The organism is Cedecea neteri, from assembly GCF_000757825.1.
Taxonomy (GTDB): Bacteria; Pseudomonadota; Gammaproteobacteria; order Enterobacterales; family Enterobacteriaceae; genus Cedecea; species Cedecea selenatireducens.
In genome coordinates this window covers 1,242,061-1,265,762 of the sequence record NZ_CP009451.1, presented here as the reverse complement: position 1 = coordinate 1,265,762, position 23,702 = coordinate 1,242,061, and the positions used below count along the sequence as shown (strand labels likewise).

Genomic DNA, 23,702 nt, shown 5'->3' with positions numbered 1-23,702 from the left:
GCCTCATTAATCTATGCCCAAAAAAGCGTGAAACATAGATTGCCCGCCATAGGAGAAACTTATCTCTGCGAGCCGTGCTCCTGAGCGCCGTCGTCTTCGGCCCAGCCTTTACGCCGGGTCGTTTTACCAATCCCCGGATTCATGCTGTTGGTCGGGTCGTTGGCCTTGTAGAACTGCTTCAGCGTGTCCGGCGCTTTGTAGAGATGGCCGACGTTATGCTCAGCCGGGTACTGCGCGCCGCGTTCATGCAGCAGCGCCAGCATCTGCTCTTTCAGCTCATGCACGTCCACGCCTTTTTTGACGATGTAATCCTGGTGGAAAACATGGCACATAAAGTGGCCGTAATAGAGGCGATGGATAAGCTTATCGCCGATTTCCGGCGGCAGCTCTTCGAACCAGTCGCCGTCGTTGCGGCGCAGGGCGATATCCAGCGCCAGAATGTCTTCTACCTCATCCGCATGCACGGCGTGATAGCGAATCGCGGCTCCGGCGGCGGCAAAGCGGTGCAGGAAGGCTTTGCTGCCTTCTTCTGCGGTGCAGACGAAGAAATCACCCTCGGCGGTTTTAAAGTACTCGCTCAGCCAGGCTTTGGCCTCGTCGATGCCATCTCCGGCCATTTTCAGCAACAGATGGTGAGGATATTTATCGCGCCAGGTTTTCATCCGCTCCGGGAGGTGAGCCGGGAAAACGCCGCCGAGCTTCTGCATAAAGCGGTCGGTAAAGTGCGGCTTAAACAGCGGCACCTTGTCCAGCATCGCGTCGGTGCGCCCCTTCATGGTGAAGAAGAACGGCATTTTGTCGGTGCCGAGCTTGTCGATCATCAGGAACGTATCTTTGCCGTATTTTTCAGCGATGTCGTAAATGTCGCGGTGCATGTACTCCCCGGCGACCGGCAGGTTTTCGAAGTTGGCCAGAATATGGCGACGAATTTCGGTCAGCACATCAGGCTGGTTTGTGCCGATGTAAAACACCTGCTGGCGCTTTTCCGCCGGGAAGGTGTCGAGGCGTACCGCAAAGACAGCCAGCTTGCCCGCGCAGCCGGAAGATTCAAACAGGCGATCCGGATCAGCGTTGTAGCGCGCAGGCGTGTCGGCCTCAACGTCGCGCACTCGGGTCACGTAATCGTGATCGTGCGCGTGACGGCCGTCGTGCTGCACGTCGCTGTCTTTCACGCGTTCGTCGTCCAGCGTGCTGAGAATTTGCTCCGGCGTGGTGCCCAGGTTAATGCCCAGATGGTTCACCAACTGTAGCTTGCCGCTTTCATCAATGCGGGCGAAAAGCGACATCTCGGTATAGGCCGGGCCGCGCTGCACCAGCGAACCGCCGGAGTTATTACAAATACCGCCGACAACCGACGCGCCAATACAGGAGGAGCCGATCACCGAATGCGGTTCGCGGCCCAGCGGTTTAAGCGCTTTTTCCAGCGAGTAAAGCGTGGTGCCGGGGTAGGCCAGTACCTGCTCGCCTTTATCCAGCAGGTGCAGCTTGTCGAGACGCAGCGTACTGATGATCACGATATCGCGATCGTAGTCGCTGCCGCTTGGCGTCGAGCCTTCGGTCAGGCCGGTATTGGCGGCCTGCATAATAATGATTTTATCGGCGGCGACGCAGGCGCTTAACACGCGCCACAGCTCCAGCAGGGAGCCGGGGAACACCACCGCCAGCGCTTCCCCCTGGCCGGAACGAAAGCCCTTACGGTAGCGGGCCGTTTTGGCCGGATCGGTTAAAACATGGTGCGAGCCAACGTGGCGAGAGAGTTCGTTTATCAGCGTTTTATTATCGGAATTCATCAAAACAGACATGGGTCCACTCCTTGTGGTGGCATCAAAAAGCCTGTCATTAAGCATAGCGCCGAAAAACGTGAGCGTAACGAGGAAATCTCCGCGAAATCAGCAGCCAGGCTTTGCTACGCTCTTCTTACCGTGGTGGCGATGTGGCAAACTGCACGCCTTAACAAACGCTTGTGAGAGTGAATCCGATGAAATGGCTCTGTTCTGTAGGGGTTGCCGTAAGCCTGGCGCTGCAGCCTGCGCTGGCCGACGAAATGTTTGGCCCGCACCCTTTAACGCCGGAAGCGCGTGATGCCTTCGTCACCGACCTGCTGAAAAAAATGACCACCGACGAAAAAATCGGTCAGCTACGTTTAATCAGCGTCGGCCCGGATAACCCGAAAGAAGCTATCCGCGAGATGATCAAAGACAGCCAGGTGGGGGCTATTTTCAACACCGTTACCCGCCAGGACATCCGCGCCATGCAGGACCAGGTGATGCAGCTCAGCCGCCTGAAAATTCCTCTCTTCTTCGCCTACGATGTGGTGCACGGTCAGCGCACCGTGTTCCCAATCAGCCTCGGCCTGGCGTCCTCGTTTAACCTCGATGCGGTGAAAACCGTGGGGCGTATTTCTGCCTATGAAGCGGCGGATGACGGCCTGAACATGACCTGGGCACCGATGGTCGACGTCTCGCGCGATCCGCGCTGGGGCCGCGTCTCCGAAGGGTTTGGCGAAGATACTTACCTGACCTCGATTATGGGGCGCACCATGGTTGAAGCGATGCAGGGCAAAAGCCCGGCGGACCGCTACTCGGTGATGACCAGCGTGAAGCACTTCGCGGCCTATGGCGCGGTGGAGGGCGGAAAAGAGTACAACACCGTCGACATGAGCCCGCAGCGCCTGTTTAACGACTACATGCCGCCATATAAAGCCGCGCTGGACGCGGGCAGCGGCGGCGTGATGGTGGCATTGAACTCTTTGAACGGTACGCCGGCCTCAGCAGACAGCTGGTTGCTAAAAGATTTGCTGCGCGACGAATGGAAGTTCAAAGGTATTACCATCTCCGATCACGGCGCGATTAAAGAGCTTATCAAACACGGCGTGGCCAGCGATCCGAAAGACGCGGTGCGCATTGCGCTCAACTCCGGCATCAACATGAGCATGAGCGACGAGTACTACAGCAAATACCTGCCAGAGCTGGTGAAAAGCGGCGCGGTGCCGATGAAAGAGCTGGATGACGCCACCCGCCACGTGCTGAACGTGAAATACGACATGGGGCTGTTTAACGATCCGTACAGTCACCTTGGGCCAAAAGATTCTGACCCGGCAGACACCAACGCCGAAAGCCGCCTGCACCGCAAAGAAGCGCGAGAAGTGGCGCGCGAAAGCATGGTACTGCTGAAAAACCGCCTGCAAACGCTGCCGCTGAAAAAGACTTCCACCATTGCGGTGATTGGCCCGCTGGCGGACAGCAAACGTGATGCCATGGGCAGCTGGTCTGCCGCAGGCGTGGCCGCGCAGTCCGTCACCCCGCTGGAAGGCATCAAAAATGCCGTAGGTCAGCAGGGCAAAGTGGTGTTTGCCAAAGGCGCGAACGTCACCGATGAAAAAGACATTGTCGAGTTCCTGAACCAGTACGAACCTGCAGTCACCGTTGACCCGCGCACGCCGAAAGCGATGATCGACGACGCGGTGAATACGGCGAAAAACGCCGATGTAGTGGTCGCCGTGGTCGGTGAAGCCCAGGGCATGGCGCATGAGGCGTCCAGCCGCACCAACCTGACGCTGCCGCAGAGCCAGCGTGACCTGATTACCGCGCTGAAGGCCACCGGCAAACCGCTGGTGCTGGTGCTGATGAACGGCCGTCCTCTGGCGCTGGTGAAAGAAGATCAGCAGGCGGATGCCCTGCTGGAAGCCTGGTACGGCGGCACCGAAGGCGGGAACGCAATTGCCGACGTTCTGTTCGGTGACTATAACCCGTCCGGCAAGCTGCCAATGTCCTTCCCGCGCTCGGTCGGGCAAATTCCGACATACTACAGCCACCTGAATACCGGCCGTCCGTACAACCCGGAAAAACCAAACAAATACACCTCACGCTACTTTGATGAAGCGAACGGGCCGCTGTATCCGTTTGGCTACGGGCTGAGCTACACCACCTTTAAAGTGGGTGACGTGAAGCTTTCCGCGCCGACCATGCAGCGCGACGGCAAAGTCGAAGCCTCGGTCACCGTCACCAATACCGGCGGGCGTGAAGGGGAAACCGTGGTGCAGATGTACCTGCAGGACGTGACCGCTTCCATGAGCCGCCCGGTGAAAGAGCTGAAAGGCTTTAAGAAAGTGGCGCTGAAAGCGGGTGAAAGCCAGACCGTCAGCTTCCCAATCGACATCAACGCCCTGAAGTTCTGGAACGCGAAGATGAAGTACGACGCGGAGCCGGGCAAGTTCAACGTGTTTATCGGCCTCGATTCTGCCCGCGTGCAGCAGGGTGAATTTGAGCTGAAATAAACGGGTTATATTTAAAATTAGCCACCTCACTCGGAGGTGGCTTTTTTACCTCGGTCTAATTCAGTTCGTTCAGTACGGGTGCAACAGAATAAAACGATCCACAAACGACAATCACATCGTCCGCACTGGCATCACGTTTGGCTGCATCCCAGCCGGATAAAATATCCGGGAAATTTTTTGCCGCAGGTAAATACTGCGCAATATCTTCCGCCCGAGAGCTCCTTGGGCCCGCCTGAATGCCACAGCAATACCATTCCTCGGACAGATCCTTTAAATAATCGACGGTGCCTTTGATGTCTTTATTAATAAGCATGCCGATAACAAAACGGTATTTTCCTTTTTTGGGGTAGTTACGCAATCTTTGCGCTAAATACGCGGCAGCGTGTGGATTATGCGCCACATCTAAAATCACGGTGGGTTTGTGGTCAATTACCTGAAAGCGACCGGGTAAGTTGGCTTTATGAATAACATCATGCAGCGCAGCCAGCTCAAATTTAAGCCCGCTGATACGCAGCGCGGCTATTGCGGTAGCCACGTTATCGCGTGGCATTTTCGGCTGCCTTAACGGGGTGATTTCGCCGAGCTTGTCGCTAAACGTCCATCCATCGCCGCCCTCTGTGATATGCCAGTCCACGCCATTTTGATGGGGGATAGCGCCAATCTGCTGCGCATAGCGGAGCAAGGACTCCGGGGCCTGTTGTTGCCCAATCACCGCCGGATGTCCGCTGCGGAAGATACCTGCTTTGATCTCGCCGATGGCCTCGGTGCCTTTGCCCAACCAGTCTTCGTGGTCCAGCGCCACGTTGGTGATGACGGAGACATCTGCGGTAAGAATGTTGGTCGCATCGTCCCGGCCCCCCATGCCAACCTCAATAATCGCCACGTCTGCCTGAGCCCATTTAATCAGGCAGAATGCGCCCAGCGTATTGAATTCGAAAGGGGTTAGCGTAGTGGCCTGGCGTGCTTTTTCAATTTCAACAAAAGCAGCAATGTGGGCCGCATCCGACAGCTCCTGGCCTTGAATGCGCACCGTCTCTTTATAATGAATCATGTGGGGTGAACTGAATACGCCCACTTTGTACCCTGACTGCATCAGGACTTTCTCGAGGGTGTGGCAGGTGGTGCCTTTCCCGTTGGTCCCGCCGACTAAAAAGACAAAAGGCGCGGGCTTTAACACATCGAGTTTTGCTGCTACGTCTTTGATTCTGTCTAATCCCATATCAATCACCTGCGAATGAAGGCTGTCGATATAAGCCAGCCAGCGGGGTAAGTCAGAGGTGAGATCGGGTATGTCTGGGCTTTTGCTCATCATGTATTCCCTGGTTAAACATCATTGCTATCTGGATAAGGCATTTTCCGGGTAATAAATGTAATTAAGTGTATTGTTTTTGGTTTAATTGTTTTTGTGTGGTTATTGGAAAATTAGACGTCCAAAGCCGCGGGTTTTTCTCATTTTTACTGTTGTTCGCTTAAATAAAAAATCAGGAAAATAAAATGAATAAAAGGCTGTCGTGAAACGTTAGCGGGTTATGTTCGCCAACGGAAAAACACCATGCTGCGCATTTTTCTGAAAATAACCCTCGGCCTGTTGGTCAGCCCCTTAGCGTATGCGATGCCGGAAAATTACAGCGTCATCACGCCTCAAACCGCCATTGCGCTCTCATGGCATGCCTTCGGTAGCACATCGCAGGCGCATCTCGACGGGGTTACCGGCTCACTTTTACTGGATGAGGGAAATGACGTGCATGACAGCATCAGCGTGCGCATCCCGGCCGCTACGCTCCAGGCATCCAATAGCTTACTCACTTATCAATTACAGGGCGGGTTATTCTTCGATACAGCACATTACCCCTCGCTCTCGTTTACAAGCAGCAGAGTCGTGGCCGAAGGGCTGGGGCATTACCGGATTTTTGGCCTGCTGCAGGTAAAAAATGTCCGGCGCGCGGTGGTTCTTGAGGCCAACATGGACGGCGATCCCGCCGCTGCGGCAGAGAAAAGCGTCATCTCGTTACGCGCGACAACGGTGATTTCACGCGCGGCCTTTAACATGGATAAATTTGAGGCCGTGGTGGATGACAGGATTTCGATTGAGATTAAAATCCGGGCAAGGAGTAGCCAGGCAGGCTAGTGGAATATCAACTGTGGCAGGGGATCTTACCGGGAAATATTTTTGCCATGAAAATCGCTATTTATGCAGATTCAGCTAAGATTCCGTTCACTTCCAGCCCTGCTTTATATGCAGCCCCCGCACAGGTGAACGTCTTAGGGGAGTCACCGTCACTCCCCTAAGAACCTGGACTCCCGGCCAAATAAATCGACCGCTGAAGCGGCAGACCTCCGTTTTATCTCCCAGTCCTGGGTCGGCTGAGACGCGTTCCCGACGCTCTCAGCCTCCGGCCGTTCCCGACGTCCGGACCCCGGCCAGTCGGAGAGAAAACGGAGGCGATTTAAGCCGGAACCGAGCCTCGCTTCAAACTTATAGCCACGCCCTTGTTCCCGGCTCTCATCGCCCCCGGTTATGACCCAACTCAGGCGGGGTTGAGCTGTCGGGAACAGCGAAAGAGAGCGATCGTCGGGAACGAATCGCGAACGACCCCGAATGTTTGGGTGATAACCGGTGGGTTTACCGCTTCAGCGGCGATGAGCTCGCCGGGCGCCAGGGTTGTCAGGGAGATGGCGTTATCTCCCTGACACGTTCACCGTGCCCTGGACGTAAAGGGGAAACAGATCTACGGGTGAACGGAATTATGCGTGGACTAAATAATTCTCCCGAAATAGACAAGATGGAAGTGGTACAAACCGCCCAAAGCGCATAATTCTGATCATTAATACAAATTCTGTGGTGTGAAAATACCGTGATGAGAAGCGCGGAACGGGATCACCGTCTGGGAAGCCTGAACAGGCTCTACATTTAGCGCATCAAGAAACGCTCTGGCCCACCACTGGCTGTCATACCTCTCCACTTTTGCCAGCAGCTGCTGATGCCGACGTTTACGTTCGTGCAGCGGCATCGTCAGCGCGGAATAAAGCGCATGGCTGGCTTCGCTGGCGTCGTAGGGATTGATCAACACCGCGTCCGTTAACTGCTCCGCTGTCCCCGTCAGGGCGGACAGCATCAGCACGCCGGGATCTTCGGCATTCTGCGCGAGAACAAACGTCTTGGCCTGCAGGCTCATCCCCTCCGAAAGCGGGGTGAACATCGCCACGTGCGCGTTGCGGTAGAAGGCGTAAATCAGGTCAGCGTGGCAAAGCTGGTTGCGAATGTAGTTGATGGGATACCAGGACGCATCGCCAAATCGGTCGTTAATTTCTCCGCACTGGCGTTCCAGCCGGGTGCAGAGATCCCGCGCCGACCAGGAGTAGCCTCTGGAAGCGTCTGAGATCTGCAGCAGGCTAACGTCGCGCAGGAACTCAGGGTGGCTGCTTAGAAACGTTTCCATAGTAGCCAGATGGCAATGCACGCCGCTGATGTCGCTGACGGTGTCGTTGCTGATGATTATCTGACGCGGATAGTTGCGCACCGCTTCGGCATTCGTTAATGAAAGCGCCGGCACCGTTTTATCAATGCCGCATGGGAAAATGCCAAGCCTGATGGGGTGACCATTGAGCTGAATCAGGTTATCCGCCAGCCGTTCCACGCGGTAAAATCGCAGCGCATAGGCGAGGAAGTTATTCACGTCGCCGCTTGACTGAAACCCAAGTAAATCGTAGCTGAACAGCGCCTGCATAATGCTGTCGTGCTCGGGCACCGAGCGCAGCACGTCGCCAGGCGGGAAGGACTGATGCAGGAAGAAACCGCAGCGGTTGGCGTGCCCGTCTTCTTTCAGCATCTTGCCGGTAAACAGTAAATGGTAGTCCTGCACCCAGACGAGATCGTCGGCCTCAATTTTGGCGGCCACCCGCGCCTTGACGTCGTGGTTATAGTTTTTCCAGGTAGTGAAATACTCTTTTTTATAGTGGATCAGATCCGGGCGGTTATGAAAAACCGGCCACAGCACCTGGTGAATATAGCCCTGGTAAAAATTGTCATATTCGTTCGGCGTTAGTGCCCAGCTGTACTGCTGATAGGCGGGCTGGCTGAAAAAACGCTCTTTACGGTGTTTATTACCGCTTGCCACCTCGCCGTTCCAGCCAAACCAAAGTCCCGAATGTTTCTTCAGGATGGAGTGGAGCACCGGCAGGAAAGGATCGCCGCTCTGTCCGCGCTCTGGCTCGCAGCGATTAGACAGCATAATAAGACGAGACATACACCACCTCAGGTCGGCGTTTAGGTTAATAAAGCACTAGCGGGACAGCGCCGCTTCTTCCTGCGTCACAATCGTTTCAAACCAGGCCAGTTCCGACAGCTTGTGGGTTACCCACTGGCGGGAAAAAGCTTCGCCCAGGCTTTCGGTCATGTAATGGCTTTGCTGAAACTCAACGATTGCCACGTGCTGGAACAGCGGCAGTTCGGGGGCAAACAGCGCCGAGTTTTTCAGGGTATCGCTGTCGATATTTTCCAGCCCGTAAAGCATGCCGGTAAGAATGACGGCCATCGCCAGGTACGGGTTAACGTCGGCCCCGGCAAGGCGGTACTCAATGCGGCGGTTGTTATCGTCGGAGCAGGGGATGCGCAGGGCGGCGCTACGTTTGTTATAGCCCCATGAGCTGAACAGCGGCTCGTTGAGGTTTTTGCGTAGCCTTCTGAAGGAGTTCACGTGCGGGGCGATAACGGCCACCGCGGCGGGCATCGTTTGTAGCATCCCGGCCAGGCATAGCTGGGTCATCTCGTTCAGGGCTTCCGCCGGGGAGGCGAAGACGTTCTCGCCTTTGCGGTCGTTCAGGCTGATATGAAAATGCAGGCCGTTCCCGGCCAGGTGCGAAAAGGGTTTCGCCATGAAGTTAGCCTGATAGCCAAATTTATCGGCCACAATGCTGGTTAAGCGGCGCAGCGCCAGCACGCTCTCACAAATGCCGATGATGTCTTTGGCATGCTTCAGGTTCAGCTCAAACTGCCCGGCTTCGGCTTCGCAGACGATGCCGCTTAGCGGCAGTTTTTGGTCAGCGGCGGCCTGTTCAAGCGCTTCAATAAAGGCGGTGTAATCAGAAGGCACCGGCATATAAAAACAGCCCTGAGCCGGGGCTTCCTGCTGGGCTTTGCTCACCAGGTAAAACTCTATTTCCGGCGCCGCCACCGGGAACAGCCCGTGGTAATGAAACTTCTGCAGGACGTTTGCCAGCACAACTCTGGGCTCCAGCGCGTAGCCGCTGCCGTCGGCCTGTTTCATGGTTAACAGCAGCTGCGCGTTGTGCTGCGGGTCGTGTGCGCAGGGCCTTAACGTCCCGGCCACCGGCAGGCAAAGCCCGTCGGGCTCATCGTATTCATCGTGACCCGGTGCCTGGCTAAACGGCTTACCTTCGTGGTCCATGGCGTAAACGGACTGCGGAAAATAGCAGCCGGCCGAGAGCGACAGCAGGCTGTCTACCGCGATGCGTTTACCGCGAAAAGCGCCGTTGACGTCATTGAGGTAGATATCAATATGTTTTGTGTCGGGATGAGCCTGCAGATAGCGACGCACTTCCTCGGCAAACGCTTTCGTTCGCTCCTGCGCGGGCTTTATCGAGGCAGATTGAGTCACGGTTTCCTCACTGGCCGTAGCCTGAGGAAAAGCGAAAAGCGTAAAAATGTTTTTAACGAGTGAGTGATGAATAAGTGAGTTCATGATGGTCTTTATCGGAGCCTCTCGGCGACGAAAAGAGCATATTCACTGGCGTATAAAAAGAAGGTAAAAAAGCAAAAGCGGCGGGTAAAAAAAATATAAATGACAGTAAACGTAGGGATTTAGCCGGGCAGGCAGCCGACAGACCGGAAAATTCAGGGCATCCTTCTGTTCTAACGACTTCGCATATCATATACCGCTTAGTGCTTTCCCCAGCTGATTCAAACTCGGCTATTCTTTCTTTACTGCATGATTTTTAAGTAAAGAACAACGAGGAATAACTATGAACTTATCAACACGTTGGGGTTTGGCAGGGTTAGTGATGCTGGCGACAGGCGCGCAGGCGGCGGATCCGGTGAAGGTCGGCTCGAAAATTGATACCGAAGGCTCGCTGCTCGGCAACATTATTTTGCAGGTGCTGGAAAGCAATGATGTGAAAACCATCAACAAGGTTCAGCTTGGCACCACCCCGGTCGTGCGCGGGGCGATAACCTCCGGCGAGCTGGATATCTATCCTGAATATACCGGCAACGGGGCGTTCTTCTTTAAAACTGAAAACGATCCGGCCTGGAAAGACGCCCGGAAGGGCTATGAAAAAGTTAAGCAGCTCGACTACGACAAAAACCACCTGGTGTGGCTGACTCCGGCTCCGGCCAACAATACTTACACCATCGCGGTTCGTAAGGATCTGGCGGAGAAAAACCATCTGGTGTCCCTGGCAGATCTCAGCGAATACCTGAAAAAAGGCGGCACCTTTAAGCTGGCGGCTTCCGCCGAGTTTATCGAACGTTCCGACGCGCTACCGGCCTTTGAAAAAGCTTACGGCTTTAAGCTGGAACAAAGCCAGCTGCTGTCTCTGGCCGGGGGCGACACGGCGGTAACCATCAAAGCCGCCGCGCAGCAGACCTCCGGGGTTAACGCCGCGATGGCCTACGGCACCGATGGCCCGGTTGCGGCATTAGGCCTGGAAACCCTTACCGACCCGAAAGGCGTGCAGGCCGTTTCAGCGCCAACCGCCGTGGTGCGTGAAGCCGTGCTGAAAGAATACCCGCAGATTGCCGACTGGCTGAAACCGGTGTTCACTTCTCTTGACCAGAAAACGCTGCAGCAGCTGAACGCGAAGATTGCGGTGGAAGGTCAGGATGCTAAAAAAGTGGCCGCTGATTACTTAAAACAAAAAGGCTTTGTTAAATAGCCCGCTGGAATAACGTTTGCTAAAAATTCATAACAGGGTATTGCTGCTGCTGGTGTTACTGCTGGCAGCAGCCTTGATGTTACTCCCGATCATCAACAACGCGCCTAACCGCCTGGTTTCCGGTGAACCGTTTGGCATCACCCAGCTTCCCGGCACGCTTCATTACTGGCTCGCGCTTCCTCTCCTGATTCTGGCTGGCCTGACGCTGGCGCCGGGGCGACCTCTTGCTCTGCTGGCGACGATTGTCACCGGCGAGGTGTTGTTTATCGGCCTGCTGCTGCTGATGGGGCACACCGCAAGCCAGTTCGCGCTTGAGGGCAGCTCGCTGGCCCGCACTTCGCCCGGCAGCGGCCTGTGGCTGATGTTAGCGCTGAGCCTGCTGCTGTGCGCCGACGCCGCCAATCGCCTCACCGCCAGCCCGCTGTGGCGGCTGCTGCTTAACCTGCAAATCTGGATCGTGCCCGTCGCGCTGCTGGCGAGCGGCTACTTCAGCGATCTTTCGCTGATGAAAGAGTACGTCAACCGGCAGGATGTTTTTGACGACGCCCTGAGCCGCCACCTGGCGCTGCTGGTCGGTACGCTGGTGCCTGCGTTGCTGATTGGCGTCCCGCTGGGGATCCTTTGCTATCACCGCCCTGCCTGGCAGTCCGGCGTATTTTCCCTGCTCAACGTGATTCAGACGGTGCCTTCGGTGGCGCTGTTCGGCCTGCTTATTGCGCCGCTGGCCGGCCTTGCCGCATGGCTGCCATGGCTGGGTAAAATCGGCGTGAGCGGCATTGGCGTAGCGCCCGCGCTGATTGCGCTGGTGCTTTATGCGCTGCTGCCGCTGGTACGTGGCGTAGTGGCTGGCCTGCAGCAGGTGCCGCGTAATATTGTGGAAAGCGCGCAGGGGATGGGCATGTCTCGCGCCCAAATTTTTTGGCGGGCGGAAGTGCCGCTTGCCCTGCCGGTGCTGCTGCGCAGCCTGCGGGTTGTCTGCGTGCAGACGATCGGTATGGCGGTGATTGCCGCGCTGATTGGCGCGGGCGGGTTTGGTTCGATTATTTTCCAGGGCCTGCTGAGCAGCGCGCTGGATCTGGTTCTGCTTGGCGTCATGCCGGTCATCGCGCTGGCGGTTATTATCGACGCGCTGTTTAAGCTGTTTATTTCACTGCTGGAGGCAAAATAATGATCGAGTTCGATCGCGTCAGCAAATACTTCCATGGCGAAGCGGCGGTCAGTGATTTGACGCTGAACATTCGCGAAGGGCAGTTCACCGTGCTGATCGGCACCTCCGGTTCAGGCAAGTCCACCACGCTGAAGATGATCAACCGGCTGGTGGAGCACGACGAAGGGCTTATCCGCTTTGCCGGAGAAGAAATTCGCCGCTTTGACCCGAAGGCGCTTCGCCGCCGCATGGGCTATGCCATCCAGTCTATCGGCCTGTTTCCTCACTGGACGGTGGCACAGAATATCGCCACGGTACCGGAGCTGCTGAAGTGGCCGAAGGCGAGGGTAGCCGAACGTATTGACGAACTGCTGGAATTGCTGGGCCTGGACGCGACGCAGTTCCGCGACCGTTATCCGCACCAGCTTTCCGGCGGGCAGCAGCAGCGTGTGGGCGTGGCTCGTGCGCTGGCGGCCGACCCGGAAGTGCTGCTGATGGATGAGCCTTTTGGCGCGCTTGACCCGGTCACCCGCGCGACGCTACAGCAGGAGATGATCCGTATTCATCAGCTGCTGGGGCGTACTATCGTGCTGGTAACCCACGACATTGACGAGGCGCTGACGCTTGCCGATAACATCGTGCTGATGGACGGCGGCAAAGTGATTCAGCAGGGGACGCCGCTGGAACTGCTGACCAACCCGGCTAACGATTTTGTGCGCGACTTCTTCGGCCGCAGCGAACTGGGCGTCAGGCTGCTGTCGCTGCGCCACGTGGCGGACAGTATTCGTGCCGATGAGCGCCTGGACGGAGAACCTATTCGGGCGGACATGACGCTGCGTGAAGCCCTGTCGCTGTTCATCGACCGCCAGTGCCAGCAGCTGCCGGTGGTGAATGAGCAAAATCAGCCCTGCGGCGTGCTGCACTTTAGCGATTTAGTGAGGAGGGAAAATGCGCCTGCTGCGTGACCCTCTGCTGTGGCTTATCGCGCTTTTTATCGCGCTGTTGGTGCTGCTGCCTTACACCAGCGGGCTGTTTAGCTGGCTGTTCCCGCAGCTGACCAGGCCGATGTATCAACAGGACAGTTTCACCTCTCTGGCGCTGGCGCATCTGACGTTAGTGGGTATTTCTAGCCTGGTTGCGGTGGTGATTGGCGTCGGGTTGGGGATCCTGGTGACTCGTCCGGCGGGGGAAGAATTCCGTTCGCTGGTGGAGACGATCACCGCCGCCGGGCAAACCTTCCCGCCGGTTGCCGTCCTTGCCGTGGCGGTACCGGTGATGGGTTTTGGGCAAGAGCCGGCGATTATCGCGCTGGTTATCTACGGCCTATTGCCGATTTTACAGGGCACGCTGGCGGGCATCGGCGCGGTGCCAGAATCCGCACGTGAAATTGCGCTCGGGGTCGGGATGAGCCGTTGGCAAATGCTGAGAAAGGTGGAGCTGCCGCTCGCCGCGCCGGTGATTCTGGCGGGCATAAGAACGTCGGTTATCATTAATATCGGCACCGCGACGATTGCCTCCACCGTGGGAGCCAACACGCTCGGGTCACCGATTATTATCGGGCTCAGCGGCTTTAATACCGCCTACGTGATTCAGGGTGCCGTGCTGGTGGCGCTGGCGGCAATTGTCACCGACCGCCTGTTTGAGCGCCTGGAAGGCTACATTACGCGCCATGCAAAATAACGATATAGCCAACCAGCATCACGCCGCCGATACCGCCGACCGCCATGACAAGCATTCCGCCCACAAGGGCAATTTTTGACAGTTTCATCCGTTGCTCCGTTTGTTAACGAAGCGATTATAAAGGGAAGCGGGGTTGTTAATGAACCTTTGATTGTGACGAAGAGGGAAAAAGCCTGATTTTCCCTCTTGTCGCCCTTTCAGTCGGCGGGCTGCCTGCGTTCAATGTTGCCCAGCGCAAACACCGGCAGTCCTGCGCTGCGCCACGATTCAATCTGATCTATCTGCCGTTCTCCGGGGCAGTCGCCGCACCACACCAGCAGCGTCTGCCGGTCGAAAATCTCCGGTTTCAGGTTGCTCAGCGAGTTGGCGAGCACGTCCACCCGCCAGCCCTGCTGGCTGGCAATCCACGCCGCCATCCATAGTCGCGTAGTGTCCTGCACGTTCCAGCCCACCACTAAAGCATCCTTACCATTTTGCTTGCGCGAGGTGGCAATGCACGTGGCAATGTAATTAATCAGGGCGCCATCCAGCAGGCTAAGCAACGCACACAGCGCAATCTGCTGCCCGTAAAGGCGGCGGCGAAGGGGAAGATAGAGGTGGTGAACGAGCGTTTGCGCCGGGTAGATGCGCCCGATGTCGGCAATCCACGCCCGCAGCAGGTTCGGGTTGCCGCTTTGCAAATGACGCAGCAGCGTCTCCTGGCGCTCGCCCCAGGCATGTTCTTTTTCACGGTTTTCACCACTGAGCAGCGCCTTGACTTTGCTGACCTGTACGCCTTGCTCAATCCAGGTTTGGATCTCGCGAATGCGCGCGATGTCTGCGCTATCAAACAACCGGTGTCCGCCGTCACTGCGTTTAGGTTTTAGCAGCCCATAACGCCGCTGCCAGGCCCGAAGGGTTACCGGATTGATATTGCACAGTGCAGCCACTTCTCCGATGGAATAAAGCGCCATGTTGTCACCTGATGCCGTACGGGAGACCCCCCAGTAACTGTAGTAAGTTCTGGTGAGTTTGGCTTCTTTTGGTGAGATTTCTCGGGGGATTGGTGTTGTCTCTTAGTCACAAATAGGTTCTATGAGGGAGTGGCTCAAGTTCCGTTCACTTCCAGCCCTGCTTCACATGTCACCACAGAACTTGTGAACGACTCGGGGAAGTCACCGTCACTTCCCCGAGACCCCGGACTCCCGGCCAAATAAATCGCCGCAAGCGGTAAACCTCAGTTTTATCTCCCAGTCCTGGGTCGGCTGAGATGCGTTCCCGACGCTCTCAGCCTCCGGCCGTTCCCGACGGCCGGACCTTGGCCAGTCGGAGAGAAAACGGAGGCGATTTAAGCCGGAACCGAGCCTCGCTTCAAACTCGCCGCTACACAGAGCGTCACAGTCGCTGCAAGTCTCACAGCCACGCCCTTGTTCCCGGCTCTCATCGCCCCCGGTTATGACCCAACTCAGGCGGGGTTGAGCTGCCGGGAGCAGCGAAAGAGAGCGATCGTCGGGAACGAATCGCGAACGACCCCGAATGTTTGGGTGATGGCCGGTGGGTTTACCGCTTCAGCGGCGATGAGCTCGCCGGCGCCGGGGGTTGTGAGGGGGAATGGCGTATTTCCCCCTCACTCGTTCACCGTTTCTGAACGTGTAGGGAAAACCGTTCTACGAGTGAACGGAATTTTAGCCAGTCTTTCATAGAATATATTTGTCGCTTAGCGAAAGGCATTGGTGGGTGAAGAGGCGAAAACCTGGCTTGAGGCAGCCAGGTTTCAGTCGGGCAAACTTAATCTTCGAAGTACCAGTATCCCTGGTTAATCAGCCCCGTCAGTTGGCTGATGAATTCGGCATCTTCCACGGCTGAGCCCAGCTCGGCTTTTGTCAGCCGGGTATAGCGGCACATCGCCACGGCCGCAGCCTGATGCGTGACGTCCAGCGGCTCGCTGTTCACGAAGAAATGCTCGCCAACCTGCAGTACGCGAAGCCCGCTCAGGCGAAGCAGCTGTTCTCCGCCGGCCAGTGCGGCGGCCACTTCTTCCGGTTCGTAAGGCGGTTCGGCGGAGGCGATATCCAGCTCGTGGCGCGGCGTGGTCACAAAGCTGCCGAACCACTGGTTGAACGCTTCCGGCTGGCTAATCAACGCCGTCATCATGCTGCGCAGGCGTTCCAGCTCGTAGTTTTCTACTTTGCCTGGGTTTTCCCTGCAGGTGAGATCCGGGTCGCTATAGTGATCGCCGCCGAGGTCATTTTCCAGCACGTAATCGGCAAAGCTGCTGATTAAATCGCGGCTGTTTGGCCCCCGGAAGCCGACCGAATAGTTGAGCGCCGTTTCATGGGTAAAGCCGTCGTGCGGGAAGCCTGGCGGAATGTAGAGGATGTCGCCGGGGGCTAAATCTTCGTCGATAATCGGCGTAAACGGCTCAACGTGCAGCAGCGCCGGATGCGGACAAAACTGCTTGAGCGGCAGCCTGTCGCCGACGCGCCAGCGGCGGCTGCCCATGCCCTGAATGATAAACACGTCATAGTTATCAATGTGCGGGCCAACGCCACCGCCCGGCACGGAAAACGAAATCATCAGGTCGTCTAAGCGCCAGTCCGGCAGCACGCGGAAAGGGCGCACCAGCGCGGCGGCGGGTTCGTGCCAGTGGTTAACGGCCTGGGCCAGCAGCGACCAGCCGGTCTCGCCAAGATTATCAAAGTGCTCAAAAGGCCCATTACTGGCGTGCCATTTGCCCTCTTTAAAACTGACCAGCCTGCTGTCGACTTCGTTCTCCATCGCAAGGCCGGCAAGCTCGTCGGGCGTGATTGGGTCGACAAAACCCGGCAGCGCATTTTTAATCACCACTGGCTTTTTCTGCCAGTACGTTTCCATAAACTCTGGCCAGTTGATATTGAGTTGATAATCCACGGTTATTTACCCCTGTGCGGAAGAAGGCCGATTATAGAGAGCGAGGCCTTTCGGCGACCTTGTCATGGGTCAATCCCCGGCGATATTTCCGCTTTTTCTCTGGCCGTAAAATGCCCCGGCTATCGGTTTTTTCTGATTTTATTTTAAGTTTAAACGCCGCCGCAGGCCTTGCTGTGGCTGGTTTATTCAGGTTTTACACGCGGTTAGGAGAAATTTAGCCTGGAACCGGAACCGATTTCTCATCACCTACTAAGCGGAGATCTTGTTTGACTGTTAAGGGGTAACAGAATGGGACTGGGAATATCGGCTTTTATCAAGCCCGGACGCGCAATCCGCGATCGGGAAATTGCTCATCTACAGCAGGATCGCTCGCCGCCCTCGGCGATGAAACAGGGCAAGGCCCCGCCCACGCAAACCGCGTCCGGGTCATTACACACGCAGGCCGCTACGCCCGCGCCCGCCGGGTTGAAACAGGGAACCGAGACGGCGCAAACGTCGCAAAAAGGGATGTTTAGCCGCTTTATAGGGCGGCATCGCGGTCGGCAAGAAGTTACGCCCACGGCGATTCCCGTCACTGAAAATGCTTCACGGGCCAGCAGCCCAAGCCTTTATAGCCAACCCAGCGCCAGCTCCGCGAGCGTTTATAGCCAGCCTGATATTTCCGACCTGAACGCGATCCCCAGCAATGAAGTGGGGACGCCAGGCAGCCAGTTTGCCGAGCTGGCGCCGGAGATTGAGCCGGAAAAAAACATGCTGCTGGAAACCCGGCTCTCGCTCGATAAAAAGGGGCGTCTGGAGATTGATACCCCGTCGACGTCCGCGCCGCTGCAGGCCTTGATGGAAAAAACCATCGGCCACGATCGCCTGCGTTACCAAAACCACCTCGCCAGCGATGACGGCCATCAGCATGTGTTGCTGGATAAAGAAGGGCGGCTGATGACGCTGCGCAGCCAGCCCGGCGCTTTTATTGCTATCAGCCACAGCCAGCAGAAGGTGGAATGGCAGGAAGTGCAGCAGCCCCACCGGGGATTTATGCGTCGCCAAAGCCTGGAGCCTGCAGGGCAGCATCTCTCCTGGCATGACCGCCAGACCGTCGATATTGGCGGCGAAAAAGTGCGCCTGCCGGAAACCGGCGTGCGTGACCGTCTGACGGACAGCGTGACCGACGGCGACGGCACGCGCTACCGGCTGCATGACAAAAAACTCTACAGCTTTGACAGCGCCGCCAACGCCTGGCAATCGCTCTCCGGCGAAGACGATAAGCTTTCTTCCCTGTCGCGCCAGAGCGACGGCATGCTGTGGCGAGTGAACGACGACAAACAGCTCGGCAGCGCCGTCGGCGAGACTATCAAGGTCAATTTCGAGAACAAAATCGATCACTACGCGATAGGTCCGAAGCGCGACGCTTTGGTGCTGATGAGCGACGATGAGAAGAAGCCGCAGGTTGCCTGGGTAGCCAACCTGGCGGCGGCCGACCCTCAGCCCAAAACGCTGACGCTGCCTGAGAACATGACGCTGAAAAAAACCGCGCTGCATGGCCCGCTGCTGTTCGCGTTGGACAATAACGGTCGCCTGCATTGCGGTGACAAACCTAACGAGCAGAGCACGGCGTTAAGTTTTGGTGAAGCAAGGCATAAACCGCTGCTGGATAACATTACGCAATACGTCACCGCGACCGTCGGCGATGAGGCGCGCGTCGAAGATATGCTGGCCGATGAAACCGACCGCCTGCACCTGATCGTCAAGGATAAATACGACCAGAAACACGCCATTACCTTCCACTGGCACGGCGGCGACCTTAAGCCGCAAAGCAGCTGGAATCTCACCGACAGCATGGTGCTGGACTACCAGAAAGGCCTGCCGCAGGTCACGCCAGCCGCCCACGACGTGGTGGATCTTGGGCGGCTCGGCAAGCTGGCTCTGCACGACGGCAAGGTGCATTACTTCAATGAAACCACCGGGCTGTGGGCCGCCTCGGACGAAAAGGCCGATAAGCTTCAGTGCGGCCTGGACGGCCAGCCGTGGCTGATGAAAGACGGCGAGCTAAAGCGCCTCAAGGTGAACCTAAGCAGCAACAAAGTTGATCACGGCAGCAACGTTTTTGCCTTGCCGCAGGTGACCAAAAGCGTTAGCGCCGATCTGGCGACCGCCGGGCTGGACAAAGCCGGGAAGGCGCAGGCGTTTACGGTGATCGATAGCCGCCGCTATCTGGCGGTGAACGAAAAAGGGGATATCGGTTTCCACCACATCGACACCACGACCCGCCGTAATCAGAACGCTACCCAGACCTTGAGCCAGGCGGCACTTCGGGAGCAGATCGAGAAGCTGGTGCCCGGCAGCGCGGGGAAAGAAGAGGCGTCCAAAATCAGCGATCTTGCCCTCGGGGAAGACAAACAGCTTTGGCTGCTAAGCAAAGAAGGCGGGCTGTTCAGCCTGCCGGAAAAAAACTGGAACAGCGGCAAAGCCGACGAGCTGGCAAAGGCCGTTTTACCCGCCAACGAAGACGGTAGCCAGCCCGAACTCAGTGCGCTGCAAACCTCTGCCAAAGGGCAAGTTAGCGCGCTGGACAAGCAGCGCAATACGTTTCTCTTCAAGGCCGGAGCCTGGGAAAAAGGCGAGCCGGCCACCGCGCCAATGGAAGAGCCGAACGTGGCGCGCCAGAACTACGAGCGGCTGACCAAAGCGTCAAAAGACTGGCGTTTACCGGGCACCGGCATCACTTTCAAGCGCGAGGTTAACTTCCTCGGCCAGACCGGGCAGGACGGCAAACAGGTTCGCACCTCGTTCCGCACTCGCCTGAGCACCTTTGCTTTCCGCCCGTCGCTTGAGTGGCCGCGGCCGGTAAAAACCGCCGCCTACTCTATTCAGCATCGCTACGCCGGGCGTGAAGGGCTGAAGGACGTTTACCAACAGCAGGGAGACCTGACCCAGCGGCTGAAGGCGCTTGCGCAGCAGCCGGCAAGGATCGCCCCGCGCCCTGGCCTAAGCCAGAGGCTCGAGATCATGGGCGGTGAAGCGGGGCGCCAGTGGCAGCCGCAGGAAAAGGCGCTGCTGGAAGAGATGAGCAGCTTTGCGCGCCAGCTTTCCGACAGCAGCACTCATTATTGTGAGCAGATCGGCCAGCATTATGGCATGCGCGATGAGCGTCGGCAGGCATCTACGCCTTCGCGCTTTGGCCTGAACCATAGCCACAGCGGCACGCTGAACCCGTCGAGCAGCCGGCAGGATAACCTCACCGGGCAGCTTAACGAGCTGCTTCGGCGCTATCCCGCCGATAAAAGCAACCACGCAGGGGCGATTATTGCCGGGCTGGAGGCGCGGCAAATCACGCTTAACCACCAGAAGGAACAGGTCCCGATGGGGCGCCAGCGCGATATCCACGATGACATCGGGCTGGTGAAATCCAGGGTGATGCTGGACGTGCTGACGCTGAAATCTCTGCATGATTCTGTCGATGAGCTGCAGCAGGCGTCGCTGCTAAGCGAGCCAGAACGTTCGGCCAAAATGACGGAGATTGCCGCCAGCGTGGCCCGCCTGCGGGACAGCGACTGGGGCGGGAACGTGATTAAAACCGTCACCACCCAGGGCTTCGGCAACCATAAAGCGCTCGAGGCCAACTACGACGCTATCAAGGCGATGACCAAAGCGTTCAGCAAGGAAAACCACGGCGTCAACATCAACACCAAAACCGTGATGCAGGCTGAAAGCCAGCGCGAAATGCAGGGCAAAATGGTGTCGACCGTGCTGTCGCTGGAAAGCGGCGAAAACCTCGCCTTTAGCCGCACCTATGGGGCTTCGGCGACCGCGACGGTGGCGCCGGGCACTCAGGTTGTGGCGGGCGTGGGCGGCAAAGTGGGGGCCGACCGAGGCTACACGATGAGCTTTTCCCGTGGTGATACGGGGATCAACGTCAGCTTCGGGCGAACAGGTGCCGTGTCGGCCACCGGCATCGTCGGCGTGGGCTACAACGTGCTGACCGACTACAACAAAACCCATAAAACGTACCTCGACGGTGACCACAAACATCCGCTGTCGCAGGGCGTGCGTCTTGGCGGCGGCGTCACGCTGGGCGGGCAGCTTCAGTCCCAGCACGGCGTCTCGTTTGAACTGGCAGAGCACGAGATCCCCGGCTTTATCGAGCAGCTGAGCAGCGGCACGCTGGATCCGCTGGAGTTCTTGAACCGTGGCGCAAACCATAGCGTGAAAAGCGGGGCGACCCAGAGCTTCAGCGTGGACATTAACGCCGCGGCGCTGGCGAGCGTGGGCTTCCCGTTTACCGACAGCCACGAGAAAGACTTCCCCACCAGCGCACGTCTGGGCGGCGGCGTGTATGCCAATACCAACCTGCTGGCGGGCAGTCGCGAGCGCACGGAGTCCCGCAATGCTGAAGGGCAGGGCGTCAGCCACAGCGACCATCGTTTAAGGGCGTTTAACCAGATGAACGCCGGGGCCAACATTGCGATTCCGGTCAGCACCACGATTCAGCCGAAGCACAAAGATCCCTTCTCGGTCGGCGTTGGCGTCGGGGCCAGCGTGCAGCTGTCGATCAACAACCGGACGACGCACAGCCTCACCGTTGACTTAAAAAATGCCCAGCCGGTGGAGGGGGTTCACCTGGAAAAGCTGATGACCACGCTGGGCAAACAGTTTACCGACAGCGCCTCCACGCAGCTGCTGGCCAGGCTGAAAGAGGAGCCAAAAGAAGGCGAGCTGCCGGTTTCCGTTGCCGATAAGCTGAGCCAGCTGGACGCCCATTTCACCCGCTGGTATCCGCCGGTTGATAACGCAAAGGCGCGCCGTCCGCTGCTGGATACGCTGGCGCAGCTAACCAAACGCCAGCAGCAGGCTGACTCCCTTTCCGTGCAGACGACCCAGCCGGAGCCGGGCAATGCCGAGGTTGATGCGTTGATTGACGGGCTGCGCGGCGAATTCACCGATCTTGCCAGCCGCAAATTGCTGAGCGAGCTCACCCCTGCGCAAGATGCTCCGCGTCTGCCAATGTCAGCGGCTGAACGGCTGGGCAAGCTGGAAAGCCACTTTGCGCGCTTTATTCCGCCGTCGCGACATCACGAGCTGACGGGCAACGGCCCGCAGGCTGCGCTACAGTCGCTGCAGCAGACCGTGCGTCAGCAAAATGCCATGCTGAATCAGCAACAGCTGGTGAATAAGGCGGAGTACCAGTCCACCTACAAGAACCTTTCGCGCATCGACAGCAACGGACTGTTCCACTTTGTGCGCCACTTTATGGAAGGGGAATTTTCGCCGAGCAACGCCGACCGTATTACCCAGATGATGGGCGAAGACTATCGGCTGAAAGCGCTGCTGCGCGGGTTGCAGGATAACAGCAGCTCGCAGGCGGTGGTCTCCCTCGAACTGAAAACCAAACCGCGAGAAAAACTGGCCGACCAATGGGCAAACCACTCGGTCACTCAGGACTCGATCGTTGACCTGCTAAAAGACCGCGACAAGCTGCGCCTGAAATCCATCGCCTTTACCAAGACGCAGAGTAAATCCGACGGGTTCTCAACGCCGTCCTTTTTACTCGGCGGCTCTAACGGCGTGTCGCTGTCGATGAATGAAAACCTGGGCACGATCAACTTCAGCTACGGGGACGACGACAGCGCGCCGCTCAGCTACACGGTAGACGGCGGCGTGGCTCAGGCAGAAAAAGAGGTGAAGTCGGCGCTGAAAGACGCCGCCGATGCCGGCTTTATGGTGAAAGGAGGATAAGGGAATGACGATGCAACAACAGCTTCAACAGTGGCTTGATGCCTGGGGACGACAGCAGAAGATCTCGCTGCGCCTGGAGGAGGGCATCTGCCAGCTGACGAATGCCCAACAGCAAGAGGCCGCGGTGATTGAACTGCCGCCGGAGAGCAGCTCGGTTGTGCTGCATTGCCGGGTCGGACAGCTAACCGGGCAGGACGCTGCGCTGCTGCCGAATCTGCTGGCGATGAACTTTGAAATGAACGCGATGCGCGGCTGCTGGCTGGCGCTTGACGGGGAAAATGCAATTCGTCTGTGCACCCAGTGCGAGATGTCTGCCCTGGACGCGGAGCAGTTTGCGCGCTGGTTAAGCGCCTTCATCGGCCAGAGCGGCGAGGTCAGAGAGTTTCTGACCGAACTGCCGTCTCTACTGGAGGCTGCCGCTGCGCGTTAATATTTGTGGCAAGGAAAAAGCCGGGAAATTTCCCGGCTTTATTATTGGTGGAGCGTTTCGTTGCTGACAAACATATCCTCTTCACGCCGCGCGGGCTGCTGCTTTTGCAGCACCTTATAAATCCGCTGAACGTCATCAGCATAGCGGCTTCGAAGCTGTTGGCGCTTTTCCGACGGGCCGGTGTTGTACATGCCGACGGTATTCCACGAGCGGCCGTACTGGCGGAACAGCCCGTGCAAAACCCATGCGCCGGTGGCGATGCAGGTGCACGGGTCGTGCAGCAGGTTTTCACGCGTAACGCCCAACTGCTTAAGCCGCCCAAAATGCACGCTGTTCACCTGCATCATGCACACGTCTTCGGTGTGGTTCGAGTTGGCGGCGTTCACCGAAGAAAGGGTAAATTTCGACTCTTTCCAGGCGATGGCCTCCAGCAAGGCGGGGGAAATCCCGAAGGCGTGCCCGACGCGGGTAAAACACTCGGCCTGCGCCACGGCAGGAAGGCTAAGCAGCAAAAGGCCCCATCGCCACGATGTAGTCTGCATAGATGCGTCTCTTTTGATTTTCACTGGCAATGTGTGGCGAAAAGCGTGCCCAGGTTCCCATTTTTTGCCACATAAGGAACTCTTTAACTCCGCTTCTCACTCAGTTGAACATGC

16 protein-coding genes are annotated in these 23,702 nt (G+C 57.5%); 8 read left to right on the top strand and 8 right to left on the bottom strand.

What is annotated here, in order from left to right; translation table 11 throughout:
* Positions 1-59: 59 nt before the first annotated feature.
* A complete protein-coding gene (gene dld, locus JT31_RS05665; RefSeq protein ID WP_038474381.1) occupies positions 60-1,802 on the bottom strand; it encodes a D-lactate dehydrogenase in 1,743 nt (580 codons plus the stop codon).
* Positions 1,803-1,978: 176 nt separating this feature from the next.
* On the opposite strand from dld, the gene bglX reads away from it, so the two are divergent.
* The gene (bglX, locus tag JT31_RS05660) at positions 1,979-4,276 is read left to right on the top strand and encodes a beta-glucosidase BglX (protein WP_038474378.1); all 2,298 of its coding nucleotides are present in this window, start codon (positions 1,979-1,981) and stop codon (positions 4,274-4,276) included.
* 55 nt (positions 4,277-4,331) lie between these two features.
* On the opposite strand, the gene folC is transcribed toward bglX, so the two are convergent.
* Complete coding sequence (folC, locus tag JT31_RS05655) at positions 4,332-5,585, bottom strand: bifunctional tetrahydrofolate synthase/dihydrofolate synthase (protein ID WP_144244029.1); 1,254 nt, start codon at positions 5,583-5,585, stop codon at positions 4,332-4,334.
* Between the two features lie 243 nt (positions 5,586-5,828).
* On the opposite strand from folC, the gene JT31_RS05650 reads away from it, so the two are divergent.
* Entirely contained in the window at positions 5,829-6,404 is a 576-nt protein-coding gene (locus JT31_RS05650; RefSeq protein ID WP_038474373.1) for a YceI family protein, read from the top strand.
* Positions 6,405-7,101: 697 nt separating this feature from the next.
* Here the strand turns inward: JT31_RS05650 and JT31_RS05645 are convergent.
* Together JT31_RS05645 and JT31_RS05640 are read right to left on the bottom strand one after the other, a co-directional pair.
* Entirely contained in the window at positions 7,102-8,523 is a 1,422-nt protein-coding gene (locus JT31_RS05645; RefSeq protein ID WP_038474371.1) for an alpha,alpha-trehalose-phosphate synthase (UDP-forming), read from the bottom strand.
* 36 nt (positions 8,524-8,559) lie between these two features.
* Entirely contained in the window at positions 8,560-9,978 is a 1,419-nt protein-coding gene (locus tag JT31_RS05640; protein ID WP_038474368.1) for a glutamine synthetase family protein, read from the bottom strand.
* A 280-nt stretch (positions 9,979-10,258) separates the two neighbouring features.
* Between JT31_RS05640 and JT31_RS05635 the strand changes: the two genes are divergently transcribed.
* From JT31_RS05635 to JT31_RS05620, 4 genes are read left to right on the top strand one after another with little or no spacing between them, the layout of a single operon-like run.
* Positions 10,259-11,170 carry an ABC transporter substrate-binding protein gene (locus JT31_RS05635; RefSeq protein WP_038474366.1) on the top strand — a complete coding sequence of 304 codons (912 nt, stop codon included), beginning with the start codon at positions 10,259-10,261 and terminating at the stop codon, positions 11,168-11,170.
* Positions 11,171-11,186: 16 nt separating this feature from the next.
* Entirely contained in the window at positions 11,187-12,338 is a 1,152-nt protein-coding gene (locus JT31_RS05630; protein WP_038474364.1) for an ABC transporter permease, read from the top strand.
* Positions 12,338-13,282: an ABC transporter ATP-binding protein gene (locus tag JT31_RS05625; protein WP_038474361.1), complete on the top strand. Its 945-nt coding sequence runs from the start codon at positions 12,338-12,340 to the stop codon at positions 13,280-13,282. Before JT31_RS05630 ends, JT31_RS05625 begins: the two co-directional genes overlap by 1 nt.
* Positions 13,266-13,997 carry an ABC transporter permease gene (locus tag JT31_RS05620; protein WP_038474358.1) on the top strand — a complete coding sequence of 244 codons (732 nt, stop codon included), beginning with the start codon at positions 13,266-13,268 and terminating at the stop codon, positions 13,995-13,997. The genes JT31_RS05625 and JT31_RS05620 overlap by 17 nt, the downstream gene beginning before the upstream one ends.
* Here the strand turns inward: JT31_RS05620 and JT31_RS24070 are convergent.
* The 3 genes from JT31_RS24070 to JT31_RS05605 form a co-directional block, all read right to left on the bottom strand.
* Positions 13,978-14,085: a membrane protein gene (locus tag JT31_RS24070; protein WP_038474355.1), complete on the bottom strand. Its 108-nt coding sequence runs from the start codon at positions 14,083-14,085 to the stop codon at positions 13,978-13,980. The two genes, JT31_RS05620 and JT31_RS24070, sit on opposite strands and share 20 nt — an antisense overlap.
* 109 nt (positions 14,086-14,194) lie before the next feature.
* A complete protein-coding gene (locus JT31_RS05610) occupies positions 14,195-14,950 on the bottom strand; it encodes a MerR family transcriptional regulator (RefSeq protein ID WP_038474352.1) in 756 nt (251 codons plus the stop codon).
* A gap of 814 nt (positions 14,951-15,764) precedes the next feature.
* Complete coding sequence (locus JT31_RS05605) at positions 15,765-16,886, bottom strand: cupin domain-containing protein (protein ID WP_038474349.1); 1,122 nt, start codon at positions 16,884-16,886, stop codon at positions 15,765-15,767.
* 288 nt (positions 16,887-17,174) lie between these two features.
* Here JT31_RS05605 and JT31_RS05600 point away from each other — a divergent pair, with 288 nt between their 5' ends.
* Together JT31_RS05600 and JT31_RS05595 are read left to right on the top strand one after the other, a co-directional pair.
* The gene (locus JT31_RS05600; RefSeq protein WP_235212922.1) at positions 17,175-22,616 is read left to right on the top strand and encodes an AvrE-family type 3 secretion system effector; all 5,442 of its coding nucleotides are present in this window, start codon (positions 17,175-17,177) and stop codon (positions 22,614-22,616) included.
* 4 nt (positions 22,617-22,620) lie between these two features.
* Positions 22,621-23,046, top strand: coding sequence for a type III secretion system chaperone (locus JT31_RS05595; protein WP_038474346.1), 426 nt, complete (start codon positions 22,621-22,623; stop codon positions 23,044-23,046).
* 41 nt (positions 23,047-23,087) lie between these two features.
* Here JT31_RS05595 and JT31_RS05590 read toward each other — a convergent pair whose 3' ends face one another.
* Positions 23,088-23,588, bottom strand: coding sequence for a lytic transglycosylase domain-containing protein (locus tag JT31_RS05590; RefSeq protein ID WP_038474343.1), 501 nt, complete (start codon positions 23,586-23,588; stop codon positions 23,088-23,090).
* Between the last annotated feature and the right edge of the window lie 114 nt (positions 23,589-23,702).

Coding starts and splice junctions, on each gene's coding strand:
- dld (WP_038474381.1), bottom strand. CDS start 1,802: ATGTCTGTTTTGATGAATTCCGATAATAAAACGCTGATAAACGAACTC.
- bglX (WP_038474378.1), top strand. CDS start 1,979: ATGAAATGGCTCTGTTCTGTAGGGGTTGCCGTAAGCCTGGCGCTGCAG.
- folC (WP_144244029.1), bottom strand. CDS start 5,585: ATGAGCAAAAGCCCAGACATACCCGATCTCACCTCTGACTTACCCCGC.
- JT31_RS05650 (WP_038474373.1), top strand. CDS start 5,829: ATGCTGCGCATTTTTCTGAAAATAACCCTCGGCCTGTTGGTCAGCCCC.
- JT31_RS05645 (WP_038474371.1), bottom strand. CDS start 8,523: ATGTCTCGTCTTATTATGCTGTCTAATCGCTGCGAGCCAGAGCGCGGA.
- JT31_RS05640 (WP_038474368.1), bottom strand. CDS start 9,978: ATGAACTCACTTATTCATCACTCACTCGTTAAAAACATTTTTACGCTT.
- JT31_RS05635 (WP_038474366.1), top strand. CDS start 10,259: ATGAACTTATCAACACGTTGGGGTTTGGCAGGGTTAGTGATGCTGGCG.
- JT31_RS05625 (WP_038474361.1), top strand. CDS start 12,338: ATGATCGAGTTCGATCGCGTCAGCAAATACTTCCATGGCGAAGCGGCG.
- JT31_RS05620 (WP_038474358.1), top strand. CDS start 13,266: ATGCGCCTGCTGCGTGACCCTCTGCTGTGGCTTATCGCGCTTTTTATC.
- JT31_RS24070 (WP_038474355.1), bottom strand. CDS start 14,085: ATGAAACTGTCAAAAATTGCCCTTGTGGGCGGAATGCTTGTCATGGCG.
- JT31_RS05610 (WP_038474352.1), bottom strand. CDS start 14,950: ATGGCGCTTTATTCCATCGGAGAAGTGGCTGCACTGTGCAATATCAAT.
- JT31_RS05600 (WP_235212922.1), top strand. CDS start 17,175: ATGGGACTGGGAATATCGGCTTTTATCAAGCCCGGACGCGCAATCCGC.
- JT31_RS05595 (WP_038474346.1), top strand. CDS start 22,621: ATGACGATGCAACAACAGCTTCAACAGTGGCTTGATGCCTGGGGACGA.
- JT31_RS05590 (WP_038474343.1), bottom strand. CDS start 23,588: ATGCAGACTACATCGTGGCGATGGGGCCTTTTGCTGCTTAGCCTTCCT.